At 72.6% G+C, this 17,831-nt stretch carries 14 protein-coding genes; 8 read left to right on the top strand and 6 right to left on the bottom strand.

The window, feature by feature from the left end; all coding sequences use genetic code 11:
- Nucleotides 1–198: 198 nt before the first annotated feature.
- Nucleotides 199–2,154: a Xaa-Pro dipeptidyl-peptidase gene (locus ACZ5K7_RS12935; protein WP_468913014.1), complete on the top strand. Its 1,956-nt coding sequence runs from the start codon at nt 199–201 to the stop codon at nt 2,152–2,154.
- A gap of 4 nt (nt 2,155–2,158) precedes the next feature.
- Here the strand turns inward: ACZ5K7_RS12935 and ACZ5K7_RS12930 are convergent, their stop codons facing one another.
- Nucleotides 2,159–3,130, bottom strand: coding sequence for an FAD-dependent oxidoreductase (locus ACZ5K7_RS12930; protein ID WP_351705484.1), 972 nt, complete (start codon nt 3,128–3,130; stop codon nt 2,159–2,161).
- Nucleotides 3,131–3,195: 65 nt separating this feature from the next.
- Between ACZ5K7_RS12930 and ACZ5K7_RS12925 the strand changes: the two genes are divergently transcribed.
- The 4 genes from ACZ5K7_RS12925 (at nt 3,196) to ACZ5K7_RS12910 (ending at nt 9,230) form a co-directional block, all read left to right on the top strand.
- Nucleotides 3,196–4,218, top strand: coding sequence for an oxidoreductase (locus tag ACZ5K7_RS12925; protein WP_468913012.1), 1,023 nt, complete (start codon nt 3,196–3,198; stop codon nt 4,216–4,218).
- A gap of 58 nt (nt 4,219–4,276) precedes the next feature.
- A complete protein-coding gene (locus tag ACZ5K7_RS12920) occupies nt 4,277–5,923 on the top strand; it encodes an ABC-F family ATP-binding cassette domain-containing protein (RefSeq protein ID WP_468913010.1) in 1,647 nt (548 codons plus the stop codon).
- A 163-nt stretch (nt 5,924–6,086) separates the two neighbouring features.
- Nucleotides 6,087–6,563 (top strand): DUF1003 domain-containing protein, encoded by a 477-nt coding sequence (locus ACZ5K7_RS12915; RefSeq protein ID WP_450973050.1) that lies wholly within the window; start codon nt 6,087–6,089, stop codon nt 6,561–6,563.
- A gap of 66 nt (nt 6,564–6,629) precedes the next feature.
- Nucleotides 6,630–9,230 carry a flippase-like domain-containing protein gene (locus ACZ5K7_RS12910; RefSeq protein WP_468913007.1) on the top strand — a complete coding sequence of 867 codons (2,601 nt, stop codon included), beginning with the start codon at nt 6,630–6,632 and terminating at the stop codon, nt 9,228–9,230.
- Nucleotides 9,231–9,310: 80 nt separating this feature from the next.
- On the opposite strand, the gene ACZ5K7_RS12905 is transcribed toward ACZ5K7_RS12910, so the two are convergent.
- Together ACZ5K7_RS12905 and ACZ5K7_RS12900 are read right to left on the bottom strand one after the other, a co-directional pair.
- Entirely contained in the window at nt 9,311–11,713 is a 2,403-nt protein-coding gene (locus tag ACZ5K7_RS12905; RefSeq protein ID WP_468913005.1) for a Tex family protein, read from the bottom strand.
- 146 nt (nt 11,714–11,859) lie between these two features.
- Nucleotides 11,860–12,729 carry an SCO6745 family protein gene (locus ACZ5K7_RS12900; protein WP_468913003.1) on the bottom strand — a complete coding sequence of 290 codons (870 nt, stop codon included), beginning with the start codon at nt 12,727–12,729 and terminating at the stop codon, nt 11,860–11,862.
- A gap of 138 nt (nt 12,730–12,867) precedes the next feature.
- Between ACZ5K7_RS12900 and ACZ5K7_RS12895 the strand changes: the two genes are divergently transcribed.
- Both ACZ5K7_RS12895 and ACZ5K7_RS12890 read left to right on the top strand, forming a co-directional pair.
- The gene (locus ACZ5K7_RS12895) at nt 12,868–13,836 is read left to right on the top strand and encodes a GlxA family transcriptional regulator (RefSeq protein ID WP_468913001.1); all 969 of its coding nucleotides are present in this window, start codon (nt 12,868–12,870) and stop codon (nt 13,834–13,836) included.
- 7 nt (nt 13,837–13,843) lie between these two features.
- Entirely contained in the window at nt 13,844–14,494 is a 651-nt protein-coding gene (locus ACZ5K7_RS12890; RefSeq protein WP_468912999.1) for a DJ-1/PfpI family protein, read from the top strand.
- Here ACZ5K7_RS12890 and ACZ5K7_RS12885 read toward each other — a convergent pair.
- The gene (locus ACZ5K7_RS12885; protein ID WP_468912997.1) at nt 14,466–15,221 is read right to left on the bottom strand and encodes an enoyl-CoA hydratase/isomerase family protein; all 756 of its coding nucleotides are present in this window, start codon (nt 15,219–15,221) and stop codon (nt 14,466–14,468) included. The two genes, ACZ5K7_RS12890 and ACZ5K7_RS12885, sit on opposite strands and share 29 nt — an antisense overlap.
- Before the next feature lie 251 nt (nt 15,222–15,472).
- Between ACZ5K7_RS12885 and ACZ5K7_RS12880 the strand changes: the two genes are divergently transcribed.
- The gene (locus ACZ5K7_RS12880; RefSeq protein WP_351705812.1) at nt 15,473–15,967 is read left to right on the top strand and encodes an ATP-binding protein; all 495 of its coding nucleotides are present in this window, start codon (nt 15,473–15,475) and stop codon (nt 15,965–15,967) included.
- A gap of 6 nt (nt 15,968–15,973) precedes the next feature.
- Here the strand turns inward: ACZ5K7_RS12880 and idi are convergent, their stop codons facing one another.
- Both idi and ACZ5K7_RS12870 read right to left on the bottom strand, forming a co-directional pair.
- Nucleotides 15,974–16,567: an isopentenyl-diphosphate Delta-isomerase gene (gene idi, locus ACZ5K7_RS12875; RefSeq protein WP_351705514.1), complete on the bottom strand. Its 594-nt coding sequence runs from the start codon at nt 16,565–16,567 to the stop codon at nt 15,974–15,976.
- Nucleotides 16,568–16,779: 212 nt separating this feature from the next.
- Nucleotides 16,780–17,721, bottom strand: a complete 942-nt coding sequence (locus ACZ5K7_RS12870) for a cation diffusion facilitator family transporter (RefSeq protein WP_468912995.1) — start codon at nt 17,719–17,721, stop codon at nt 16,780–16,782.
- Between the last annotated feature and the right edge of the window lie 110 nt (nt 17,722–17,831).

Below are 17,831 nucleotides of genomic sequence, written 5' to 3'. Positions count from 1 at the left end.
CGAGGCGCGCCCGCCACACCGGGACGGGAACGCCAAGTCGATGGAGCACGGAACTGTTCGGAGCCTATTGAGTCCCTGTGACCCCTGGCCTGTCCACGGCCCCTGCTGTCACACGATCGCCATTCGGCCGCAATCAGTTCTGCCGGTCCCTCAGGCGCCCTCTTCTGTACAGGAGTTGCCCGGGGTAGCGTCCGCCGCATGCCGAAACGCACGCGCTTCACGATCTGGAGACCGTTCGTCCTCGCGGCCGTCGCAGCCCTGACGGCCGCCTTCCTCAGCCCGGTCGCCGCCCAGGCGGCCGGAGCGGCCCCGCACGAGAGCCGGCCGGTGTACTCCTACGCCGACGCCATCCGCGAGGCCGTCTGGGTGGACACCGGCCTCGACTCCGACGGCGACGGGAAGACCGACCGCGTCGCCGCCGACATCGTCCGGCCCGCCGAACCCGCCGCGCAGGGCCGCAAGGTGCCGGTCATCATGGACGCCAGCCCGTACTACTCCTGCTGCGGACGCGGCAACGAGAGCCAGCTCAAGACGTACGACGCCAACGGGAACGTCGTCCAGATGCCGCTGTTCTACGACAACTTCTTCGTGCCCCGCGGCTACGCCGTCGTCGGCGTCGACCTGGCCGGTACCAACCGTTCCGACGGCTGTGTCGACGTCGGCGGCCGCTCGGACATCCAGTCCGCGAAGGCCGTCGTCGACTGGCTGAACGGCCGCGCCAAGGCCTACAGCAGCCGCACCGGCACCACCGCGGTCAAGGCGAGCTGGACCAACGGGAAGACCGGCATGATCGGCAAGAGCTGGGACGGCACCATCGCCAACGGCGTGGCCGCCACCGGCGTCAAGGGCCTCAAGACGATCGTCCCGATCAGCGCCATCTCCTCCTGGTACGACTACTACTTCGCCCAGGGCGCCCCGCTCTACGACTCAGGCCCCGACTGGCTGGCGGGCGCGGTGGAGAGCGACGACGCCTACGCCAAGTGCGGTGCCGTCCAGCAGAAGCTCATCGACGGCGCGCCGCGCACCGGCGACTGGACCGGTCTGTGGACCGAGCGGGACTACGTCAAGAACGCGTCCAAGGTGAAGGCCAGCGTCTTCCTCGTGCACGGCATGCAGGACCTCAACGTCCGCACCAAGCACTTCGGCCAGTGGTGGGACGCGCTCGCCAAGAACGGCGTCGAGCGCAAGATCTGGCTCTCCCAGACCGGGCACGTCGACCCCTTCGACTACCGGCGCGGCGCCTGGGTCGACACCCTGCACCGCTGGTTCGACCATGAACTCCTCGGCTACGACAACGGCATCGACCGCGAGCCGATGGCCGACGTCGAACGCCACCCCGACCAGTGGGTGACCTCCGCCGTCTGGCCGCCGCGCGGCACCACGGCCACCACCCTGCGCCCCGCCACCGGCACCCAGGCGGGTGTGGGCACCCTCGGCCTGAGCCGGAGCTCCGGCGCCGAGACGTTCACCGACGACCCCAAGCAGAGCGAGACCGACTGGGCCGCCCAGATCGCCACCCCGACCTCGGACAAGGCCGGCTTCCTCACCGCGCCGCTCACGCACGACCTGCGGCTGTCCGGCTCCTCCAAGGTCACGGTGACCGCCAGCCCGACCACCTCGACGGCCCACCTGACCGCCGTCCTGGTCGACCTCGGCCCGGACACCGTCCGGGACTACGCCGACGCAGCCGAGGGCATCACCACCCTCACCGACCGCACCTGCTGGGGCGAGAGCACGGCCGGCGACAGCGCCTGCTTCCTGAAGACCGCCGCCAAGACCAAGGCCGTCGACTACACGGTCTTCAGCCGCGGCTGGGCCGACCTCGGCACCTACGCCGACCCCGGCAAGGGCGTCCCGCTCACCCCGGGCAAGAAGTACACGATCACCCTCGACCTGGCCGCCACCGACCACGTCGTACCCAAGGGGCACCGGCTGGCGCTGATCGTCGCGGGCACGGACAAGGACCTCATCGACCCGCCGTCCAGCACCCCGACGCTCACCCTGGACCTGTCCCGCACCGCGGCCAGGGTCCCGCTCGTCGGCGGAGCGGCCGCCTTCGCCCGCGCGACCTCCGCGCGCTGGACCGCTCCCGAGGCGGGCGCCCTGACCGGCGTGCGCGTCCCGCGCACCGTGGCGCGCGTCCCCGCGAGCTGACCGCTCAGGCGGCCGGGCCCGGCTCCACCAGCCCGGCCGCCTGACGGGCACACCCCCAGGCCACCGTCACCCCGGCTCCGCCGTGCCCGTAGTTGTGCACCAGCACCCGCCCGTCCGGCAGGAGTTCACGTTCCAGCCGGACCGCGTCCCGGTACGGCCGCAGCCCCACCCGGTGCCCCAGCACCCGCGCCCCGGCGATCTCCGGCCGCACCGCCGCACACCGCGCCACGATCCCGGCCGCGATGTCCGGATCCGGCTCCAGGGACCAGGCGTCCTCGTGCGCCGTGCCTCCGAGCACCAGCCCTCCCGGCTGCGGGAAGAAGTAGGCCGAGACACCCCCTTCGGCCTCTCCTTCCGGACCCCCCGCGGCTTCCTCGGCAGAGGTGTACCAGGTGGTGATGCCCGGGTTCTCCACCACGACCAGCTGCCCGCGCACCGGACGCACCGCCGGATCGGGAACCAGCGAACGGGACCCGAGCCCGGTGCAGTTCACCACCACCGCCGACCGCACCTCGCCCAGTCCGCGCACCACCCGTTCCTCGACCGTCCCGCCCGCCTCTTCCAACCGCTCCCGCAGCCAGGCAAGATGGACGGGCATGTCGATCAACGGCAGCCGCGCCGAGAGCCCTTCGGCCGTGTCGGCCAGCCCCGGCACCCGGGCGGCCCACGGCCCCAGCTCGTCCAGCCGCAGCCCGTCGTGTACACCCTCGACCAGGCGTACGCCCGTCTGCGCGGACCGCGCCGCCAAGCCCTCGTACACGGTGAGGGATTCGAGCGCCCAATCGCCTACCAGCCGCTCCGGCTCGATACGATACGGCCACCACAGCGCACCCGCGACCGCCGAGGTCGTACGCTCGCCGCTCTCCCGCGCCCAGACCCGGACCCGGCGCCCGCCCTCGGCCAGCACCACCGCCGTGGTCAGGCCGACGACCCCGCCACCGACCACGATCACTTCGTCACCCAGCTCACGGTCCATGGCCGGACGGTAGCGGAATATGTCATGCCGCGCTCAGATCGTCCCGCTCTGGGGATACTCACAGCATGTCTGCCGCATACGCGACCTTCGGCCTGGCCCCGGCGATGCGCGCCGGCGGTGTCCGCGCCGACGGCGGCTACCAGGTCCACCGGGACTTCGTGGACTTCGTCGTCGACGGGTCCCCGCTGCTGTTCCAGCTCTCCGACCTGGACGCCGTCTCCCCGCTCGCCTCCGACATCCCGCCCGCGATCTTCACCGCCCAGGTCCGCAGCCTGTTACTGGAGTCCGCCGCACCGCTGCCCGACGACCGGTACGTCATCTACGGCTGCCCCGAGTGCGAGGACCTGGCCTGCGGCGCGGTCACCGCGGTCATCGAGCGGGACGGCGACGACTACGTCTGGCGGGACTTCGCCTGGCAGACCGACGAACACGCCGACCTGGAGCTCAACGGCTACCACGGCATCGGCCCCTTCCGCTTCCCCGGCCCCGAGTACCGTGAGGCCCTCGGCGCCCTCCTCGAAGCCTCCGGCCCCCCGCCGGGCCGCCGCGTCCTGCTGATCGGCGCCCGCGTCGCCCTCCTGGCCAAGCTGGCCGCCGCCCTGCGCACCATCGGCATCGGCGCCGACATCACCCGCGACGCCGACGGCGTCCCCGCCGAGGAACTCCGCGGCTACGGTGCCGTGGCCTTCGGCCCCACGGTCGGCGAGACCGAGCGGGCCGCCGTACGCAAGGCGTTCGACCGGGCCGGAGTGGAGGTCGCCTGCGTCGACGGGCTCGCCCCGATCGTCCCCCTCCTCGTCGCCCAGATCGAACACGCCCTCGACCGCAGCCCGCTCCCACAGCGCCGCCTGACCCACCTGGTCGCCGCCGACGGCGCGGCAGGCATCGAGGTCACCTCACCCTGCCGGGTCCAGCTCACGGCGTACCGCCTGGACCGCCTCTCCCGCCTCCACTCCCAGGACCTCTTCGACGGCGTCCTGGAACCGGGCAGCCACCGCATCCCGCTCGACGGCAGGACGGCCAAGGGCGGGTCCTACGTCGTGGCCCGGACCTCCGGGAGCGTCCTGGTGCAGGCCGTCGCGCGCTGACCGGGGGACGAAACCCGGCTGAGGGTGTGCTCACCGGCGCATTAGGATCGGCGTTCTGATGACTGCCACCCTCGTCGCCAAGAACCTCGCCGCCGGGCACGGCGACCGCACGCTCTTCTCCGGGCTCGACCTCGTCGTCGCGCCCGGGGACGTGATCGGTCTGGTCGGTGCCAACGGCGCGGGCAAGTCCACGCTGCTCCGGCTGCTCGCCGGACTCACCGCACCCGAGGAGGGCGAGCTGCGGCTCTCCCCGCCGGCCGCGGCCGTCGGCCACCTGCCCCAGGAGCCCGAGCGCCGGCCCGGCGAGACCGTGCGCGCCTTCCTCGCCCGCCGCACCGGCGTCGCCGAGGCACAGCGTGTGATGGACGAGGCCACCCAGGCCCTGGTCGACGGGGCACCGGGCGCCGACGACGCGTACGCCACCGCCCTGGAGCGCTGGCTCGGCCTCGGCGGCGCGGACCTGGAGGAGCGGGCCGAGGAGGTCGCCGACTCCCTGGGCCTGGCCGTCGACCTCGACCAGCCGATGACCTCCCTCTCCGGCGGCCAGGCGGCCCGCGCGGGCCTCGCCTCCCTGCTCCTCTCCCGCTACGACGTCTTCCTGCTCGACGAGCCGACCAACGACCTCGACCTGGACGGTCTGGAACGGCTCGAACGCTTCGTGACCGGCCTGCGCGCCGGCACGGTCGTCGTCAGCCACGACCGCGAGTTCCTCACCCGCACGGTCACCAAGGTCCTCGAACTCGACCTCGCCCAGGGCCGGATCAACCTCTTCGGCGGCGGCTACGACGCCTACCTGGAGGAACGCGAGGTGGCCCGCCGGCACGCCCGCGACGACTACGACGAGTACGCCGACAAGAGGGCCGCCCTCCAGGACCGGGCCCAGATGCAGCGCTCCTGGATGGACAAGGGTGTCAAGAACGCCCGGCGCAAGGCGTCCAACGACAACGACAAGATCGGCCGCAAGTTCCGCAGCGAGGCCAGCGAGAAGCAGGCCGCGAAGGCCCGCCAGACCCAGCGCATGATCGAACGCCTGGACGTCGTCGAGGAGCCGCGCAAGGAGTGGGAGCTGCGGATGGAGATCGCGGCGGCCCCGCGCTCCGGCGCCGTGGTGGCCACCCTGCGGGACGCGGAGGTACGGCGTGGTGACTTCACCTTCGGGCCGGTCTCCCTGCAGATCGACTGGGCCGACCGGGTCGCGGTGACCGGCGCGAACGGGGCCGGCAAGTCGACGCTCCTGGCCGCCCTGCTGGGCCGGGTGCCGCTGGACGCGGGGCACGCCGCGCTCGGCTCCGGAGTCGTCGTCGGCGAGGTCGACCAGGCGCGCAAGCTCTTCCACGGCACCGAGGCTCTGCTGGACGCCTTCTGCGCGGCCGTCCCGGACACCGAGCCGGTCGAAGTCCGCACCCTGCTCGCCAAGTTCGGCCTCAAGCAGGACCATGTCCTGCGCTCCGCGGCGACGTTGTCACCGGGGGAGCGGACCCGTGCGGCGCTGGCACTGCTCCAGGGCCGCGGCGTCAACCTCCTCGTCCTGGACGAGCCGACGAACCACCTCGACCTGCCCGCGATCGAACAACTGGAATCCGCCCTCGACACCTATGAGGGCACCCTCCTCCTGGTCACCCACGACCGCCGCATGCTGGACGCGATCCGAGTGACCCGCCGCCTGCAGGTCGAGGCGGGCAAAGTGATGGAACACGCCCCGTAAGGGGCGCGGGGCGGTACCGATATGCGGCTCCGCCGCGTGGGCGCGAGCACCCCCCCACTCACCCGCACCCGCCGCCCAACCGAACCCGGCACCCCCTACCGCGCCCTCGGCCCCCTCCCCGTACGCTGCGACCCGACGCGGATCACGAGGCAGGGGAGAGCCCATGAGTGCAGCGCCGAAACGGCCGTCAGTCCGCATCGTGCACGAACAGGACGTCGTCGCGCGGATGCGCGGAACCCAGGACCGGATCGCGGACGCCATCACCGCCTTCGCCGGAACCATGACGTTCGTCTATCTGCACGCGCTGTGGTTCGCGGTCTGGATCGTGTGCAACGAGGGCGTGTTCGGCGACGACGCGATATGGGACCCGTTCCCCTTCGGACTGCTCACCATGATCGTCAGTCTGGAGGCGATCTTCCTCTCCACCTTCGTGATGGTGAGCCAGAACCGCCAGGCCGCCCGCGAGAACGTCCGGGCCGACCTGGACTTCGAGACCAACGTCCGCTCGGAGGTGTGGTCCATCCACATGGGCCGCGCCCTCGGCGTCGACCCCGCGGAGGTCGAACGGCGCGTCCAGGAACTGCTCGCGGAGAACCGCGCCCGGATGAACGGCACCACCGAGCCGCCCGCGGGCACGTGAACGTCGGACAACTGCGTCTGCGTACAGTCATCTGACCGAGGCGCGAACCCGATTCCGCATGGAACCATGGGCGGGCGTCCGGGCGTGCCGGACCTGTGCCCGAAGGAGTCCGCGCATGGGCCGTCCTCGCATCCCCGCCGGCGGCGGAACATGACCGACCGGCACGGCATCCTGCTGTCCTCGGACATCGTGGGCGCGGCCGAGGACGGCGCGGCGGCCCCCGTCGTCGACGCCCGGCCGCCGCACGACGTGCGCCGCGCCGCCGACCTGCTGCGGCTGCTGGTCTCCCTGGCCGCCCTCGCGGTGACGGTGCTGCTGGCGGTCGCCACCCGCGACTTCGCCCGCCGGGCGCAGCAGGGCCTGCTCGCCGCGGCCACCGCGCTGCCGCCGGACCTGCGCGACGGACTGGTCGGCACCCTTCAGGTGATCGCCATGCTCGGGCCACTGGCGGCCCTGGTCGTCCTCGTCGTACGGCGGCGGTTCGACGCGGTGTCCAGGGTGCTGCCCGCAGCGGCCCTGGGCACGGCCGTCGGCTGGGCGCTCACCCGGGTCGCGCTGGCCGAGAGCAGACCCGAGTCATGGCCGGAGGTGCTGGTCGGCCGCGGTGGACTGGTGCACGCGGGCTGGCCGTCGGGCGTGTACCTGGCGGCCTGCGCCTCGGCGGTCGTCGCCGCGGGCCCCTGGCTGGCACGGCCGTGGCGGCGGGCGTTGTGGGCCCTGACCGTCGGGTGCGCCGTGCTCGGTGTGCTGGCCGCCTCGCTCGTCCCGCTGGACGCGTTCGGGGCGCTCGTCGTCGGCGGCACCGCGGGATCGGCCGTCCTGCTGCTCGCCGGCGGCCCGGCCGACCGCCCGCCGGCCCAGGCCGTCGCCGACGCCCTCGTCGCCTGCGGGATCCCGCTCGCCGCCCTCCACGAACTCCCGGCGGACCGTCAACTCCCCGGTGAGGGACTCCTCTACGGCGCGGAGACCACCGAGGGCGCGCGGCTGACCGTACGCGCGCTGGCCGCCGAGGACCGCAACCGCGACCTGTTCCACCGGCTCGCCCGGCGCACCCTGCTGCGGCACCCGGCCGACCCCGGCGAGCAGACACCGCTCGGCGCCGCCGAACACGAACTGCTCATGCTGGTCTTCGCCGCCCGCACCGGCGCCCGGGTCGCCGAACCGGTCATCGCCTACCCGGTGACCGGCGGCGGGGCGGTCGTGGTGACCGTCGGGCAGGACACCCGCCCGCTGTCCGCGCTCCCCGCCGAGGAACTGACCGACACACTGCTCGGCGAGGTGTGGGCGGCCGTGGCCCGCATTCAGGAACACCGGCTGGCGCACCGGGCGTTGCGCCCCGAACACATCCTCGTCGCACCGGACGGCAGGCCCCGGCTCACCGCGTTCGCCCGGGCGCAGCTGAACGCGCCGCCCGAGACACTGGGCAGCGATGTCGCGGAACTGCTCGCCACCACCGCCGTCCGCGTCGGAGCGGTCCGCGCCACGGCGTGCGCCCTGGCCGGCCTCGGTCCGCAACGGCTGGCGAGCGCGCTGCCGTATCTGCAACCGCTCGCCCTGATCGGCCCCGCGCGCCGCGAGGTGGCCCGCTACGACCAGGCCCGCGCCCGGGAAGCCGCGGCGGGCGTCCGGCGCCGCACCCTGCGCCCCGGCGGACGGCCGAACCTGATGCACGACCTCGCCGCCGAGGTACGCACGGCGTGCGACGCCCCGGCCGCCAAGCCGGCCCGGCTCGCCCGGTTCACCTGGCAGAGCGTCCTGGGCCTGGCCGGCGCGTTCCTGGTCCTGCATCTCGTGCTGCCGCAGCTCGCCAACGCCCCGGCCGCGGTCCACGCCCTGCGCGACGCGAACTGGTGGTGGCTGCTCGCGGTCGTCCCCGTCACCTTCGTCTCCCAGGCCTTCTCGACCTGTCTGCAACTCGGCACCATCCCCGGGCGGCTGCCGTTCCGGGCCACCTACCAGGTGCAGTTCGCCAGCTCCTTCCTGAACCGGATCACCCCCGGCAATGTCGGCGGCATGGCGCTGAACCTGCGCTTCCTGCAGAAGACAGGGATCGAGACCGGCGCGGCGACGGTCTCCGTCGGGCTGCAGAGCCTGGCCGGCGCGGTCTCCAACATCGTGGTCGCCACCGTGTTCTTCACCGCCGCCGGACAGCGCCACGGCGGGGTGCACCTGGAGCTGCCCGCCGGGTCGTACACCCTGCCCGTGATCGCCGTGGTGCTGGCCGCCGGAGGGCTGCTCGCCCTCACCCCGCCGGGCCGCCGCTTCCTGCGTGAGAAGGTCTGGCCGTTCCTGCGCGCGGCCGGATCGACGCTGACCGGGATCGCCGCCGATCCCGCGAAACTCGCCCTCGGCGTGGTCGGCATGCTGGGTCTGCCGCTCGTCCAGGTCGTCGGCCTCGCCCTCAGCCTGCACGCGCTCGGCGGAGACCTTCCCTTCGTCCAGCTCGGCGCCGCCTACATGGCGGCCCGCCTGCTCGCCAACGCGGCCCCGGTCCCCGGCGGGCTAGGTGCGCTCGAAGCGGGCCTCATCGCGGGCCTGACTGCGCTCGGAGTGCCGGCCGGCCCGGCCACCTCGGCGGTCCTGGTCTACCGGCTGCTCACGTTCTGGCTCAACGTCCCGCTGGGCGGCCTCGCCCTCGGCTTCGTCCAGCGGCGCGGCTACGTCTGACGCGCCCCCTCAGGGGCGCGGGGAACTGCGCGACCAGCCACAACCGACCCGCAGTTCCCCACGACCCCCGGAAGGGATGGTCAGCGCTTCCCCTTCTTCCCGCCGTCCAGCAACCCGGCCCGGCGCAACGCGTCAGCCATCGCACTGTTGGCAGGCGCCGGCGCCTGCCGCGCACCGCCGCCCTGGCCCTGGCCGCCACGCCCGCCGCCCTGCTGCTGCCGCTGCTGCGGCGGACGCCCGCCGCGCTGGCGCCGTTCGCCGCCCTCGCCCTGCCGGCCGCCGCCCTGCGGCGCCGCCTCGTCGTCCAGCCGCAGCGTCAGCGAGATCCGCTTGCGCGGGATGTCCACGTCGAGGACCTTCACCTTGACGATGTCACCCGGCTTCACGACCTCCCGCGGGTCCTTGACGAATGTCTTCGACAGCGCGGAGACATGCGCCAGACCGTCCTGGTGGACGCCGACGTCGATGAACGCCCCGAACGCCGCCACGTTCGTGACGACACCCTCCAGGACCATTCCGGAGGACAGGTCGGAGATCTTCTCGACGCCCTCCTTGAACGTGGCCGTCTTGAAGGCCGGACGCGGGTCGCGCCCCGGCTTCTCCAGCTCCTTGAGGATGTCGGTGACGGTCGGCAGACCGAACTTCTCGTCCACGAAGTCGCCCGGCCGCAGCGAGCGCAGCACGCCCGTGTTGCCGATGAGCGCGGCCACCTCCTGGTGCGACTCCTTCACCATGCGCCGTACGACGGGGTACGCCTCGGGGTGGACGCTCGACGCGTCCAGCGGGTCGTCGCCGCCTCGGATGCGGAGGAACCCCGCGCACTGCTCGTACGCCTTCGGACCGAGCCGTGCCACGTTCTTCAGCTGGCCGCGGGAGGTGAACGGGCCGTTGGTGTCCCGGTGGGTCACGATGTTCTCGGCGAGCCCGGAGGTGATGCCGGAGACCCGGGACAGGAGCGGGGCCGACGCCGTGTTCACATCGACGCCCACGCCGTTCACACAGTCCTCGACCACCGCGTCCAGCGAGCGCGACAGCTTCACCTCGGACAGGTCGTGCTGGTACTGGCCGACACCGATCGACTTCGGGTCGATCTTCACCAGCTCGGCGAGCGGGTCCTGGAGCCGGCGGGCGATGGAGACGGCGCCACGCAGCGACACGTCCATGTCCGGCAGCTCCTGGGAGGCGAACGCGGACGCCGAGTACACGGACGCGCCCGCCTCGGACACCATCACCTTGGTGAGCTTCAACTCCGGGTGCTTGGTGATGAGTTCACCGGCGAGCTTGTCGGTCTCGCGGGACGCCGTGCCGTTGCCGATCGCGATCAGCTCGACCGCGTGCTCGGTGGCGAGACGGGCGAGCTTGGCGATCGCCTCGTCCCACTTGTTGGCCGGGACGTGCGGGTAGATGACGTCGGTGGCGACGACCTTGCCGGTCGCGTCGACGACGGCGACCTTCACGCCGGTACGGAAGCCGGGGTCCAGGCCCAGCGTCGCGCGGGTGCCGGCCGGGGCGGCGAGCAGCAGGTCGCGCAGGTTCGCCGCGAAGACGTCGACCGCCTCGTCCTCGGCCGCCGTACGCAGCCGCAGCCGCAGATCGATGCCGAGGTGGACGAGGAGGCGGGTGCGCCAGGCCCAGCGGACCGTGTCGGTCAGCCACTTGTCGGCCGGGCGGCCGCGGTCGGCGATCCCGAACCTGTGGGCGACGATCCCCTCGAACGAGGACGGGCCCTCGGTCGGCTCCTCCGGCTCCAGGACGAGGTCGAGGACCTCCTCCTTCTCACCGCGCAGCATCGCCAGGATGCGGTGCGAGGGCAGCTCGGTGAACGGCTCGGCGAAGTCGAAGTAGTCGGCGAACTTGGCGCCCGCCTCCTCCTTGCCGTCCCGTACCTTCGCGGCGAGCCGGCCGCGCACCCACATGCGCTCGCGCAGCTCACCGATGAGGTCGGCGTCCTCCGAGAACCGCTCGGTGAGGATCGCGCGGGCACCCTCCAGGGCGGCCTGCGGATCGGCGACGCCCTTGTCGGCGTCCACGAACGCGGCGGCCGCGGCCGACGGATCCACCGTCGGGTCGGCGAGCAGCCCCTCGGCCAGCGGCTCCAGGCCGGCCTCCCGCGCGATCTGCGCCTTGGTCCGCCGCTTCGGCTTGTACGGCAGGTAGATGTCCTCCAGCCGCGCCTTGGTCTCGGCGCCCCGGATCTGCGCCTCCAGCTCCTCGGTGAGCTTGCCCTGCTCGCGCACCGACTCCAGGATCGCCGTCCGGCGCTCCTCCAGCTCCCGCAGATAGCGCAGCCGCTCCTCGAGCGTGCGCAGCTGCGCGTCGTCGAGCATCTCGGTCGCTTCCTTGCGGTAGCGGGCGATGAAGGGCACCGTCGAACCGCCGTCGAGCAGCTCCACGGCAGCCTTGACCTGCCGCTCCCGTACGCCGAGCTCCTCGGCGATCCTGCCTTCGATGGACCCTGGAACCAGGGACCCGGGTGTCGTCACGATCCCGTACCGCCTTCTCCACTGAGGTTGCGCGGCAATTGTGGCAGGTGACACCGACAACCGGGCCCCAGGGCACCCTTCCGCGACACGAAGTCGCACCCCGCGTGCCCCACCTGTCTCCTCAATCCGCCGTAACGGCGCTCAGCTCACCCCTTGCCGACCAGATCCGCCGGGAAGGCCCCCGCGGCGAGAGCCGCCCCCGCGAACCCCTTCGCGAGGTCGGTCAGCCGGGCCACCCCATCGGCCCCCAGGTGCTCGTAGGGCGCCCGGTCCAGCCGGTCCGTCTCCGTCTCGATCCCCGCCCGCAGGGCCGCTCCCGCCTCGGTCAGCTCGCCCGCCGCGTCGAGCAGTCCGCGCTCCCGCAGCCGCCGCACCGCCGCGTCCCAGTCGTCCTGGCTCCAGCCACGGGTGGCGAGCACCCACTTCGGGTTCATGCCCTTGCCGGTCGCGGTGTGGGTCACCACCGCCTCCAGCCCGTCGAGACCGGCCGCGACGAGCACCGCGAGGTGCCCGTCGCCGCGGTGCTCGCGCAGCAGCGTGGTCGCGTGCCAGTAGGCGAGGTGGGGCTCCTCGGGCACCGGCAGGTCCGCGTGTGCCGCGTACAGCGGCCGGCCGGGGCGGGAGCAGGCCTCGGTGGCGCGCAGCGCGAGCCGCGCGGCCTCGGCCATCCCGTCGGAGGCCACCGCGTCCGCGCCGAGCAGCCGCCGCAGGGAGGCATCGACGGCACGCGTGCGCGCGGCGAGGACGTCGCCGGGCGACGCGGTCTCCCAGACGGCCGGGACATGCCGGGCCACCAGCTCGTACTTGTAGTTGTAGAACGTGGCCGTGACCGTGCCGGGCCCGACCGGCCCCAACGCGGCGGCCCGCACCGCGAAGTTGACGGCCCGTGGGTGGGTCACCCCTAGCGCGGCCAGTTCCTCGGCCAGCTCGGGGCTGAAGAAGTGGGTCGCGTGCAGGGAGTTGAGCAGGGTGTGGCAACGGCGGCCGGCGCGCGGCTCCAGGACGGCAGTGGTCATGGCGAGCACGTTACCGACTGGTCGGTACGGACTCCAGTGTCGTGCCCGACCCGACGGCAGAGTGTTCGGTCCACCGTGGCAGAAAAGGTGGGAAGCTCGTCATTGCGGCCATCGCCGCGCCCGCGAACAATCGATGACATGGCGCAGCGAACCGTTCTCGTGGTCCTCTTCGACGGTGTCCAGAGCCTCGACGTCACCGGCCCCGTGGAGGTCTTCACAGGCGCCGAGGTCCAGACCCCGGGGAGCTACCGCATCCGTACGGCCTCCCTGGACGGCGCACCCGTGCGCACCTCCAGCGGCCTGACCGTCGTACCGGACACGGCCCTGGCCGAGGCGTCCGAGCCGCACACGCTCCTCGTGCCCGGCGGACAGGGCACCCGGCGCCCCGACCCGGCCCTGGTCGACTGGCTGCGCGAGCACGGGCCGCGCACCGGACGGCTCGTCTCCGTCTGCACCGGCGCCATCCTGCTCGCCGCGGCCGGACTCCTGGACGGCCACCGGGCCACCACCCACTGGGCGTACTGCGACAAACTGGCCCGCGACCATCCGGCCGTCGACGTCGATCCCGACCCCATCTACGTCCGGGACGGCCGGGTCGCCACCTCGGCCGGCGTCACCTCCGGCATCGACCTGGCGCTCGCCCTCGTCGAGGAGGACCTGGGCCGGGACGTGGCGCTCACCGTCGCCCGGCACCTGGTGGTGTTCCTGCGCAGGCCCGGCAACCAGGCCCAGTTCAGCGTGCAGCTCGCCGCCCAGACCGCACAGCGTGAACCGCTGCGGGAGGTCCAGCGGTGGATCAGCGAGCACCCGGACGGCGAGCTCGGCGTCGAGGCGCTGGCCGCCCGCGCGGCCCTCTCGCCCCGCCACTTCGCCCGCGCCTTCCAGGCCGAGACCGGCATGACGCCCGGCCGCTACGTCGACCGGGTACGGCTGGAACACGCCCGCCGGCTCCTGGAGGACACCGGCGACGGCGTCGAGGAGGTCTCCCGGGCAAGCGGCTACGGCACGCCCGAAGCGATGCGCCGTGCCTTCCTCAAGGCCCTCGGCACGACACCCGCCGAATATCGGCGCAGATTCCGGCCGGCACCCGTCGGTCGACCCGGATAGGAGAGCCATGCAGATCGCGATCGTCCTCTACGACCGTTTCACCGCCCTCGACGCGGTGGGACCGTACGAGACCCTGGGCCGGCTCCCGGACTCCGAGGTCGTCTTCGTGGCCGAGCGAGCCGGTCCCGTCCGTACCGACAACGGGAACCTCGCCCTGGTCGCCGAGAAGACCTGCGCCGAGGTGCCCCACCCTGACGTCGTGGTCGTCCCGGGCGGCCCCGGCCAGACCCCGCAGATGAAGAACCGGGCGCTCCTCGACTGGATCCGCGCCGCCGACGCCACCAGCACCTGGACCACGTCCGTGTGCACCGGCTCCCTGCTGCTCGCCGCCGCCGGTCTCCTCGACGGGCGCCGCGCCACCTCGCACTGGCTGGCTCTCGACGAGCTGCGGAGGTTCGGCGCCGAGCCGACGGGGGAGCGGATCGTCACCGATGGCAAGTACGTCACCGCGGCCGGCGTCTCCTCCGGCATCGACATGGGCCTCGCCCTGCTCGGCAGGATCGCCGGAGACGCCGTCGCCCAGGCCGTGCAGCTCGGGATCGAGTACGACCCGCAGCCGCCCTACGACGCGGGTTCCCCGCAGAAGGCGCCCGCCGAGGTCGTCGAACTGCTCCGCTCGAGGAGCCGGTTCATCCTCGGCCAGGGACAGCCCAGCTGAACCGCGGCTGACGGCGCTCCAGGAACGCGGCGACGCCCTCGGCGGTGTCGCCGCTGCCGCGCGCCTGCTCCGTCCAGTGCCCGTCGCGGTCGGTACGGCCGTTCGCGAACTCCTTCGCCGCCGCCTGCGTCAGCTGGGAGCGCGCGACCAGGATCCGGCTGAACTCGGCGACCCGCTCCGCCAGTTCGCCCTCGGGCAGCACCTCGTCGACCAGGCCGGTGCGCAACGCCCGCTCCGTGCCGATCAACTCGCCGGAGTACAGCAGGTACTTGGTGGCGGCGGGGCCGACCAGGGAGACCAGCCGGCGGGTGGAGGAGGCCGGGTAGACGATCCCGAGCTTGGCCGGGGTCACGCCGAAGAGGGCGCCCTCCGCGGCGAACCGGAGGTCGCAGGCGGCGGCGAGCTGCGAGCCGCCGCCGACGCAGTGGCCCCGGACCGCGGCGAGGGTCGGCTTGGGGAACGCGGCGAGCGCCTCCTCGGCGGTGCAGGCGAGGGCCTGTGCCTCGGCGGGGGAGCCCTGGAGGGTGGAGATGTCGGCGCCGGCGCAGAAGGTGCCGCCCTCGCCGGTCAGCACGAGGACCCGGACGCCCGGGTCGGCCGACAGCTCGTCCAGGAGGGGCGGCAGGGCTCGCCACATCGCCGCGGTCATCGCGTTGCGTTTGGCCGGGTTGTGGATGACCACCGTGGCCACGGCGTCGGTGACCTGGTGGGAGAGGTGGGGCTCCATGGCCGGGATGTTATCGGCGTGACGGAGCCGGGGATCGATGCGGTCCTGCCTCAGGGGTTGCAGTACAACCGTAAAAGTGCGCGAAGTCGGCTTTAGTGGAACAGGACCAGTCCCTCAACCGACCTTGTCATACGTGGACGGTCAGAATCGTTCGATAGTTGCTGACTTGTGTTCAGGCATCCGGGGCGGAGGGGGTCGTTGCCAACACTCGTCGTGTGGTGACAATCGAGCGCGAGGGTGGCGACCGGACCATGGAGAACCACGGGCGTGGGCACGACCCGCGTCCAGAGGGAGGCGGTGCTCCGCCGCCGGATCCGCTGCCGTACGAGGGAGTCTGGCGGTTCACCGCCCCCGCCGTGGACGCCTCGGTCCCGCAGGCGCGGCGTGCCGTGCGGGACCTGCTTCAGCGCCAGGGCGTCCCGGTCTCGGAGGACCTGGTGTACGGGCTGCTGCTGATCGTCTCCGAGCTGGTCACCAACGCGGTCAAGCACGCGGCGCTGCTGTCGCCGGTGCTCGCCGTCGAGGTCGCCGTCGGCGCCGAGTGGGTGCGGGTGTCGGTGGAGGACAACCACCCCTATCGCCCGACCGCTCTGGAGGCCGATCACGGCCAGACCGGCGGCCGGGGGCTGCTGCTGGTGCGGGAGGTGGCGAGGGAGGCGGGCGGAGTCGTGGACGTGGAACACACATCGAGCGGCGGCAAGGTGATCTGGGCCGCCCTGCCGCTCAAACCCGCGTCGCTGCCGTGAGGCGGCTCACCACCCGGCGGACGGGCCCGTCAGTTCCCTGATCGCCGGACGGGCCGCGTCCAGCACGGTCATGAACCACGACGAGAAGGGGTCCCGGGCGTGCCGCTCGGTCAGCTCGGCGGCCGTCACGAAGGCGGTCTCCTCGACCTCCTCCGGGTCCGGCGAGAGCGGCGCCTGCACCATGCCGACGAAGAGGTGGTTGAACTCCTGCTCGACCAGTCCGGAGGCCGGGTCCGGGTGGTTGTAGCGGACCGTGCCCGCCTCGCCGAGCAGGGACGGGGAGACCCCCAGCTCCTCGAAGGTGCGGCGGGCCGCCGCCGCGAAGGGGGCCTCACCGGGGTACGGGTGGCCGCAGCAGGTGTTGGACCACACACCGGGGGAGTGGTACTTGCCCAGCGCGCGCTGCTGGAGCAGGAGTCTGCCCTGTTCGTCGAAGAGGAAGACCGAGAACGCCCGGTGCAGCTGCCCGGGTGGCTGATGCGCGGCCAGCTTCTCCGCGGTCCCGATGGTCACACCCTTCTCGTCGACGAGTTCAAGCAAGATCGCGTCCGTTGTGCCCTCCGACGTGCTGTGCGTCGCGGTGGCAGGTGTGATCGGCATACCCATCCTTCGCCTCGGTCTTCGTACCAAGTCTGCCGTACGAATCCGACACTCCCGGCACTTCCCGGCACGGGCACGCCGGAAGAGGGACCCGGTAGTTGATCGTGCCCTACGGGTGCGAACGGGAACCGTCCGGGGGTGTCGAACACAAGGACGCCGGGGGAGCCCGGACCGGTGCGTTCCGGTGGCCGGAGGGGCCGGCCGGGGCGCGGTCAGTGGCAGAGCCGGGCCTCGTGCTCCGCGTGCCCGCCCGGCTCCAGCTGGAAGGTGCAGTGCTCCACGTCGAAGTGGTGGCCGAGACAGCCCTGCAGCTCGTGCAGCATCTTCTCGTGGCCGATGGCGTTCAGCACCTCCGAGCGGACCACCACGTGCGCCGACAGCACCGGCAGCCCCGAGGTGATCGTCCAGGCGTGCAGATCGTGCACGTCCAGTACGCCGTCCAGCGCCAGGATGTGCGACCGCACGTCCGCCATGTCCACGTCCTTGGGTGCCGCCTCCAGCAGGACGTCCAGCGTCTCGCGCAGCAGCTTCACCGTCCTCGGCACGATCATCAGGCCGATGACCAGCGAGGCGACCGGGTCGGCCGCCTGCCAGCCGGTGGTCAGGATCACCACGGCCGAGATCAGCACCGCCAGCGAGCCCAGCGCGTCGGCCGCCACCTCCAGGAAGGCGCCGCGCACGTTCAGGCTCTCGTGCTGGCCGCGCACCAGGAGCGTGAGCGAGATCATGTTGGCGACCAGGCCGATCAGCCCGAACACGATCATCTGGCCGCCGTGCGTGTCCGCGGGCGTCACGAACCGCTGGACCGCCTCGTACAGCACATAGCCGCCGACACCGAGCAGCAGCAGACAGTTGGCCAGGGCCGCCAGGATCTCGGCGCGGGCGTAGCCGAAGGTGCGGTTGGTGCTCGCCGGACGGTTGGCGAAGTGGATCGCCAGCAGCGCCATGCCGAGGCCCAGCGCGTCGGTCGCCATGTGGGCGGCGTCCGCGATCAGCGCGAGCGAGTCGGCCAGCAGACCGCCGGCGATCTCGACCACCATGACCCCGAGGGTGATGGCGAGCGCCACCCGAAGCCGCCCGCGAAAGGCCGCCGCGGCCGTGCCGGTGGCCGGCGCGTGGGTGTGGGTGTGGCCGTGGTCGTGCCCTGCCCCCATGAGATACGCCTCCTCTGTTCCGCCCGGGATCACAGTGAACTACGGGCGGGAGGTATCGGGCAACGCGGCAGTGAACACCGTTGTCATGTGCCCTGACCTGCGGAAACGAA

This window comes from Streptomyces sp. NPDC031497, assembly GCF_055580905.1.
The sequence above is the reverse complement of the archived record's forward strand: the minus strand, read 5'-3'. Positions and strand labels throughout refer to the sequence as shown.

Excerpts from the sequence above, each read along its gene's own strand:
- ACZ5K7_RS12880 (WP_351705812.1), top strand. The coding sequence starts at position 15,473 with ATGGAGAACCACGGGCGTGGGCACGACCCGCGTCCAGAGGGAGGCGGT.
- ACZ5K7_RS12910 (WP_468913007.1), top strand. The coding sequence starts at position 6,630 with ATGGGCGGGCGTCCGGGCGTGCCGGACCTGTGCCCGAAGGAGTCCGCG.
- idi (WP_351705514.1), bottom strand. The coding sequence starts at position 16,567 with ATGCCGATCACACCTGCCACCGCGACGCACAGCACGTCGGAGGGCACA.
- ACZ5K7_RS12915 (WP_450973050.1), top strand. The coding sequence starts at position 6,087 with ATGAGTGCAGCGCCGAAACGGCCGTCAGTCCGCATCGTGCACGAACAG.
- ACZ5K7_RS12920 (WP_468913010.1), top strand. The coding sequence starts at position 4,277 with ATGACTGCCACCCTCGTCGCCAAGAACCTCGCCGCCGGGCACGGCGAC.
- ACZ5K7_RS12935 (WP_468913014.1), top strand. The coding sequence starts at position 199 with ATGCCGAAACGCACGCGCTTCACGATCTGGAGACCGTTCGTCCTCGCG.
- ACZ5K7_RS12895 (WP_468913001.1), top strand. The coding sequence starts at position 12,868 with ATGGCGCAGCGAACCGTTCTCGTGGTCCTCTTCGACGGTGTCCAGAGC.
- ACZ5K7_RS12870 (WP_468912995.1), bottom strand. The coding sequence starts at position 17,721 with ATGGGGGCAGGGCACGACCACGGCCACACCCACACCCACGCGCCGGCC.
- ACZ5K7_RS12925 (WP_468913012.1), top strand. The coding sequence starts at position 3,196 with ATGTCTGCCGCATACGCGACCTTCGGCCTGGCCCCGGCGATGCGCGCC.
- ACZ5K7_RS12930 (WP_351705484.1), bottom strand. The coding sequence starts at position 3,130 with ATGGACCGTGAGCTGGGTGACGAAGTGATCGTGGTCGGTGGCGGGGTC.
- ACZ5K7_RS12900 (WP_468913003.1), bottom strand. The coding sequence starts at position 12,729 with ATGACCACTGCCGTCCTGGAGCCGCGCGCCGGCCGCCGTTGCCACACC.
- ACZ5K7_RS12885 (WP_468912997.1), bottom strand. The coding sequence starts at position 15,221 with ATGGAGCCCCACCTCTCCCACCAGGTCACCGACGCCGTGGCCACGGTG.
- ACZ5K7_RS12890 (WP_468912999.1), top strand. The coding sequence starts at position 13,844 with ATGCAGATCGCGATCGTCCTCTACGACCGTTTCACCGCCCTCGACGCG.